General features: G+C 61.3%; 8 protein-coding genes. 1 reads left to right on the top strand and 7 read right to left on the bottom strand.

Annotated elements, in window-relative coordinates:
- The 3 genes from AC1DWF_RS28975 to AC1DWF_RS28965 all read right to left on the bottom strand — a co-directional run.
- Nucleotides 1–423 (bottom strand): Clp protease N-terminal domain-containing protein (locus AC1DWF_RS28975; RefSeq protein ID WP_476842363.1); only part of this gene is annotated, 423 nt, incomplete at its 3' end.
- A gap of 8 nt (nucleotides 424–431) precedes the next feature.
- Nucleotides 432–761, bottom strand: a complete 330-nt coding sequence (gene clpS / locus AC1DWF_RS28970) for an ATP-dependent Clp protease adapter ClpS (protein ID WP_055977693.1) — start codon at nucleotides 759–761, stop codon at nucleotides 432–434.
- A gap of 288 nt (nucleotides 762–1,049) precedes the next feature.
- Entirely contained in the window at nucleotides 1,050–1,379 is a 330-nt protein-coding gene (locus AC1DWF_RS28965; RefSeq protein WP_476784902.1) for a phasin family protein, read from the bottom strand.
- A gap of 329 nt (nucleotides 1,380–1,708) precedes the next feature.
- Between AC1DWF_RS28965 and AC1DWF_RS28960 the strand changes: the two genes are divergently transcribed.
- Entirely contained in the window at nucleotides 1,709–3,133 is a 1,425-nt protein-coding gene (locus tag AC1DWF_RS28960) for a D-alanyl-D-alanine carboxypeptidase (protein ID WP_476784901.1), read from the top strand.
- A gap of 42 nt (nucleotides 3,134–3,175) precedes the next feature.
- Here the strand turns inward: AC1DWF_RS28960 and AC1DWF_RS28955 are convergent, their stop codons facing one another.
- From AC1DWF_RS28955 to AC1DWF_RS28940, 4 genes are all read right to left on the bottom strand, one after another.
- Nucleotides 3,176–3,871, bottom strand: coding sequence for a DnaJ domain-containing protein (locus AC1DWF_RS28955; protein WP_476784900.1), 696 nt, complete (start codon nucleotides 3,869–3,871; stop codon nucleotides 3,176–3,178).
- Nucleotides 3,868–4,599, bottom strand: coding sequence for a VWA domain-containing protein (locus AC1DWF_RS28950; RefSeq protein WP_476784899.1), 732 nt, complete (start codon nucleotides 4,597–4,599; stop codon nucleotides 3,868–3,870). Before AC1DWF_RS28950 ends, AC1DWF_RS28955 begins: the two co-directional genes overlap by 4 nt.
- Nucleotides 4,600–4,665: 66 nt before the next feature.
- A complete protein-coding gene (locus AC1DWF_RS28945) occupies nucleotides 4,666–5,103 on the bottom strand; it encodes a DUF1489 family protein (RefSeq protein ID WP_476784898.1) in 438 nt (145 codons plus the stop codon).
- Between the two features lie 78 nt (nucleotides 5,104–5,181).
- A partial coding sequence (locus AC1DWF_RS28940) for an L-serine ammonia-lyase (protein ID WP_476842362.1) occupies nucleotides 5,182–6,547 on the bottom strand: 1,366 nt, incomplete at its 5' end.

Below are 6,547 nucleotides of genomic sequence, written 5' to 3'. Positions count from 1 at the left end.
ATGGGAAATGTAGTTGACCGCRTCGTAGCGGGTCATCTGCTGTTCCTGCAGGAAATAAGCGGCATGGCTCTCGCGCTCGGCGAAGATGGCGACGAGCACATTGGCGCCGGACACTTCCTCGCGTCCGGATGACTGCACATGGATCACGGCGCGCTGGATAACGCGCTGGAAACCTGCCGTTGGCTTGGAATCCTCGTCGTAGCCGGTGACGAGGTTATCARGCTCGGTATCGATATAGGTGAGCACGGTCTGCTTCAGGTCGTCGAGATCGACGTTGCAGGCGCGCATGACGGCCGCTGCCTCATTGTCGTCGATGAGGGCGAGCAGCAGGTGTTCGAGCGTTGCATATTCGTGGTGACGCTCATTGGCGAGCGTCAGCGCCTGATGCAGCGCCTTTTCGAGGCCTTGGGAGAAAGCCGGCATTCAATACCTCACTTCTTCTCCATCACGCATTGCAGCGGATGCTGGTTCTGTCTGGCAAAATCCATGACCTGAGACACTTTAGTCTCGGCCACTTCGAAGGTGTAGATCCCGCATTCGCCGACGCCATGATTATGGACATGCAGCATGATGCGGGTAGCGGCCTCCCTGTCCTTCTGGAAGAAGCGTTCGAGCACATGCACGACGAATTCCATCGGGGTGTAGTCGTCATTGAGGATGAGCACCCGGTAGAGGCTCGGCCGCTTGGTTTTTGTCTTTGTACGGGTGATGACGGCGGTGCCACGGCCTGGACCGTTGCCTCCCTCGTCACCGTTCTGCATCCGCGCCACATCAAGTCTCGTGGCATCCAAGCCGGTCGTCAATCTGGTCCTGCCCTTCATCGTTTCCGACACACTTCGTCATGTAGGTGTCATCAGACGGATTTTAAGCCCTTCTGACGTGCTGACAATACGGTGAGCAGGTTAGCAGGGCCTGATTTGCCATAAACGTGAAGCGCTTATGCAAAGAAAAACAAAAAACCCGGCTGCGCTGGCGCAACCGGGTCATGTCTGGCGGGTCTTATCTGGTGGGGCTTTCGACCCAGCCCCGCGAAATCGGGGACCAGCCGGTCACTTCGCCTTGGCGACGAGCGACTCAAAAGGCTTGTAGGCGTCCTTGGCCAATTCCGCGTAAAGCTCGCCAAGCTTGGTCGCTTCGGCGACAAAACCTTCATAGGCCTGCTTGGCGTAATCGGTCTGAATTTCGACGGCCTTTTCGAGCGACTTGACGCCGAGCAACTTCTCGAAGGTGGCAGCACCGGTCTCGAAGGTCTTCTTGGTGTAGTCGGTCGTCTCGGTGGCGATCGCCTGGGCACCCTTGGAGAGCGATGCGTAGCTCTTCAGGCCGTTGTCGACGAATTCCTTGCCGTATTTGCTGAAATCTTCATAGGTCTGGGTCATCGCTACTTCCTTTTTGGGTTGGGAGCGCTGCGCTATGCGATTGTGCGATGCAGCCTAGATATTGTGCAGCGCACAAGATGTCAACTGACCCAGCGTCATTCCGCGAGCCTGAGGCATCCGCCCTGACTTCGATAAAGTTAGACTAAAGCCCGAGCAAAAGTGTGAACGAGCCGGTTACCATAAACTTATTGGTAACGCTGTGACCCTACTGTGCAACGACACGGGGCAGGAACCTTTGCCGCCCTCATCAACAATAATTCAAGGGTGTAACAGTGCGTCAAGCGTTGCCGGGCAAAGTCCTCAAGTCGGCTATATCCATCAAATCTTTCATGGTTTTCACTCTCGCCGCAGCCATCGGCCTGGCGTCCGCAGCCCCCACTTCGGCGGCAAAAGACAGCAGATACGCAGCCATCGTCATCGATGCGAACACCGGCGAGACCTTGCACTCGTCGAATGCGGATTCTCGCCGCTATCCGGCGTCTCTGACCAAGATGATGACCCTCTATTTGACCTTCGAGGCGCTGGCCAAGGGCCGGATCCAGAAGGACTCCAAGGTCGTCTTCTCCAAGAACGCCGCAGCAGAACCGCCGACCAAGATTGGCGTGAAGGCCGGTGGTTCGATCACCGTTGAAGCCGCGATTCTGTCGCTGATCACGCGTTCGGCCAATGATTCCGCGACCGCGCTCGGCGAAATGATCGGCGGCTCGGAAGCGGACTTCGCCCGCATGATGACGTCCAAGGCGCGCAGCCTCGGCATGAACGGAACTGTCTTTCGCAACGCCAACGGCCTGCCCAACACAGCCCAGTTCACCACCGCGCGCGACATGGCCAAGCTCGGCATCGCGCTGCGCGAACATTTCCCGCAATATTACGGATACTTCTCGACCCGCAGCTTTGCCTTTGGTCGCCAGCGGATCGCCAACCACAACCGCCTGCTCGGCCGCATCAAAGGCGTCGACGGCATCAAGACCGGCTACACCCGCGCTTCGGGCTTCAACCTCGTTTCCTCGGTACAGGACGGCAATCGCCGGCTCGTCGCCGTGGTCCTCGGTGGCACCAGCGGCCCGAGCCGCGACAACCAGATGGCCCAGCTGCTCAACACCTACATTCCGCAGGCTTCCAAGCGCGGCGGCGGTGGCGACCTGATCGCCAAGATCGAGACCCCGGCGTTGATGGCAAAGCTGCCCAAGAGCAATGCTCCGACGCCTGACAACCGCCCGGTGGCGAAAGCAATCGAAGTCGCCGATGCTTCGGATGACGAAGTCGTGACGACTGACGCGGAAGTCGTGGCAGCAGTCCCCGCGCCGAAGCCGGTCATTGGGCTTGCAACGCAGCCGAAGATTGCCATGGCCTCGACCGAGCGTTTTGGCGGCAAGATCCCCTTCCAGATCCGCAAGGCAAACGATCGCGCCCCGGTTGAAGCTGCAGCAACCGAACAGGCCTATGCTGCCCCGGCTCCCGCTCCCGCTGTCGCTGCACTCGACCAGATGAAGACTGCGTCGCTGCCCTCGGGCTGGGCCATCCAAGTCGCTTCTTCGCCGAGCGAAGGCGAAGCCCGTGCGCTGCTGGACAAGACCGCCAAGCAGGTGCCGACGGTTCTCGCCGATGCTTCCGGCTTCACGGTGCCCTTCGAAAAGGGCGGCGTCACCTATTTCCGCGCCCGCTTTGCCGGCTTTGATTCCAAGGATTCCGCCTGGAATGCCTGCAACGCGCTCAAGAAGAAGAAGATCGCCTGCTACGCCATCGCGCAGTAGGCACCTGCCACCTCCTGGAAAAGTTCTGTGTCGAAGGAGAGTTTAATGATGATCGGAGAGAAGGACGTCCTTGGCTTCGTTGATCCTCGCCGCGAGGAAAGACGAGCCTCCGAGGTCGGGATGYAGGCGCTGAATCAGTCGTCTATGCGCCTTGCGGACGTCCGCCGCGGCGGCCCCCGCTTCAAGACCAAGGACCTTGTAGGCCTCCTCCTTAGTCATGGCGCCAGAACCTGGCGCAACACGCTGCCCGTCGTTACGGTCAGGCTGCGCGTCTTCTCGCCAGACGGGAAAACGGCCGTCAAGATAGGTCTCAAGTAGCTGACGGCTTTCCGGGTCACTGGAAAGCTCCTGATAAAGCGCTTTCAGCTCGGTAAGCCCGAGCGAGGCCAGCGACTTGCCTTCCTGGCGGCCAGCCAGGACAAATCCCTGCAAGCCGCCACTGTCGTGATCCAGTTCCATTTCAAGAGCTGCGGTGCGAACAGTCGACCGCCTTCCTGGCGTCTTGCTGGCAGAACCGCCCCTTTTGCTTGCGGCATACCAGGCCAAAGCAGCCGAGATCAGGCCACCACCGACAGCCGCGCGGCCCAACAGCAGCAGTATCAGGCCGACAAGCCCTAGCGTCAGGGGACCCGCAACCTTCAGGGCATTGGCAAGCTGGGTGGCGTCGGCCCGCAGGAAAGCGGTAACAGCCAACGCGGAAAAAAGCAGGGCCGCTGCAATGGCGGCAAAAACTGTCATGGCGCCTTGCCACTCCTCAGATGCTCGATCATCAAAATATCTTCCGGACGGCCCCTCGCCTCCAGCGCCTTGATGCCGCCGGTGGCGAATACGGCAACCGCCGAAAGGAGCTTGGACAAGTTCGAAGCTGCCTTGCGGTCAAAGCGGAACCAGGCACCCTTGGACAGGCGCGCGATCTCCTTGAAGGCGCGCTCGGCCCCGACGTCGTGGCCCTCCTGGAAAATGAAGGCCGGAACACCGAGCAAGCCGAGCCTGCCAGCCTTCTCGGCGAGCTCGTCGATGTTTTCTTCCATGGCGTCGCCAATGTAGACCAGCGCGTCGACCTTGGCGTTCGCTGTTTCCTTGAGCGTGTGCGCCAGCACCTTGCCTACCTGCGTCAGGCCGCTGCGGCACTGGATCGATGTCATCAAATGCTTGAGGGAAGCTGTCTCGGCGACGAATTTCGACGCGCGGCATTCGCCGAGCCCGCGGAAATAGACAAGCTGCACATTCAGCCTTCCTGTCTTGCCAACGGCGTCGAACATCTGGCCCTGTACCTCGCAGGCGAGATCCCAGGTCGGCTGGCGACTCATGGTGGCATCAAGCGCCAGAACCAGTCGGCCATTGGCCTTGCCGGTGGCAAGCGCCCGGGCCTGGCGCACGAAAGCATCTATGGCAGCAGAGTCCGAACGGCGTTCGGCCGGCGGACGATTTGCTGAAGTAACCGGGGTTTTGTTTTCGTCGCTCATCGACAATCAAGATGTGGCGGCGCGCGTCCGCTTGCAAGCCCGACATTGCGTGCTGCCGCCACTGCTTTAGAGCAGTCCGAGCTCGGCCAATTCCAGGCGCAGTTTCGGCGGCATTTCGGCGAGTGCTGCGTTGCCTTGGGCGAGATCTGCCGGGGCGTCGGCGATCTTGAGGTAACGCCAGCCCTGGAAGGCCCGGCGCGGCTGCCAGTCGGTGCGCACAACAGCGGGATCCAAGATGAGATGGCAGCGCGAAATGCCCTCCCCATCGACGAACGGGCGGATTTCGAGCAGGCGCTGGCGGCATTGAACATTGCCTTTGATCACCCAGTAGAGCGAGCCTCCGCTGGTCAGCTCGGCACCACGGGTCGGAACCATGCGGGTGGTATGGAACTGTTCGACAGGATCGCCGGCGCGGCGACGCTCGTCGAGCCGGAAGGCGATCCATTCCTCGAGATCCTCGACGCTGTCGCAACCGACGCAGAGCTTGATCATGTTCAGTGACATGGCCTGAAAACTAGCGCCTCCAGCCGGCGCGTTCAACGCCGGCAGCGGTTTTGCACAGGCGAGCCTGTTGGGCCAGGCTCAGCACTCGACGACGTTGACCGCGAGGCCACCAAGGCTGGTTTCCTTGTACTTCTCGCTCATGTCCATGCCGGTCTGGCGCATGGTCTCAATTGCCGCGTCGAGCGGCACGAAGTGCTTGCCGTCGCCCTTGATGGCAAGTGAAGCAGCAGTGACCGCTTTGACCGCGCCGAGCGCGTTGCGCTCGATGCACGGCACCTGGACGAGGCCACCAACGGGGTCGCAGGTCATACCGAGATGGTGTTCCAGAGCAATCTCCGCGGCATTCTCCACCTGCTCGGGCGTTCCGCCCATGACCGCACACAGGCCTGCAGCTGCCATGGCCGACGCCGATCCGACCTCGCCCTGGCAGCCGACTTCGGCACCCGAAATCGACGCATTGGTCTTGATGATGCCACCGACGGCGGCGGCGGTCAGCAGGAAGTCGCGGATGCTGTCCTTGTCGGCCTCGACATGGAAATGCAGCCAGTAGCGCAGCACGGCGGGCAGCGTGCCGGCAGCGCCATTGGTTGGTGCTGTGACGACACGTCCACCGGCCGCGTTCTCCTCGTTGACGGCCATGGCATAGATCGACAGCCAGTCATTGGCGAGCAGCGGGTTGGGCCGGTTCTGGCTCCACTGCTCCTGCAACTTGTCGTGCAGTTGCCGCGCCCGGCGACGGACCTTGAGGCCACCCGGCATGATGCCCTCTTGAGACAGGCCGCGATCGATGCAGCGGCTCATCGCGTCCCAGACCGCGTCGAGACCGGCATCGAGCTCGGTGCGCGGCATATGGGTTTCTTCGTTGGCCCGCTTCATCTCGGCGATGGACAGTCCCCCGCGCGAAGCCATGGCGAGCATCTCGACGGCATTGGCGAAGGGGTATGGCACGCGCTTGCCCGCAGCGGGTGCCACAGTCTTGGCCTTCATGCGCTGCAGCTCTTCTTCGGAAACGACGAAGCCGCCGCCGATCGAATAGTAGATGCGCTTGAGCAGTAGCCGGTCGCCTGCGTCATAGGCATAAAAAGCCATGCCATTGGCGTGGCCGAGCAGCGGCGTCTTCTTGTCGAGCACAAGGTCTATGGCAGGATCGAAGCGGTAGGACGGATGACCGGGCGGCGCGACGCGCTTGTCGCGGGAGATTTGTTCGACCAGCGCATCGGTCTGATCGGGGTCGACGGTGACAGGCGTCAGCCCATAAAAGCCGAGCATGACGGCACGGTCGGTGCCATGGCCGACACCGGTATAGGCGAGCGAGCCATGCAGGCTTGCACCTACCCGGTCGACCTTGGCACCAGCAGGACGCGGCCAGTCGCCGCTCAAAATCTCGTCAAGAAAACGCGCGGCCGCCGTCATCGGCCCCATCGTGTGCGAACTCGACGGACCA

The organism is Aminobacter sp. P4_D5 (assembly GCF_056401815.1).
Note: the sequence above shows the minus strand (reverse complement) of the source record. Positions and strands in the feature narration are given on the sequence as shown.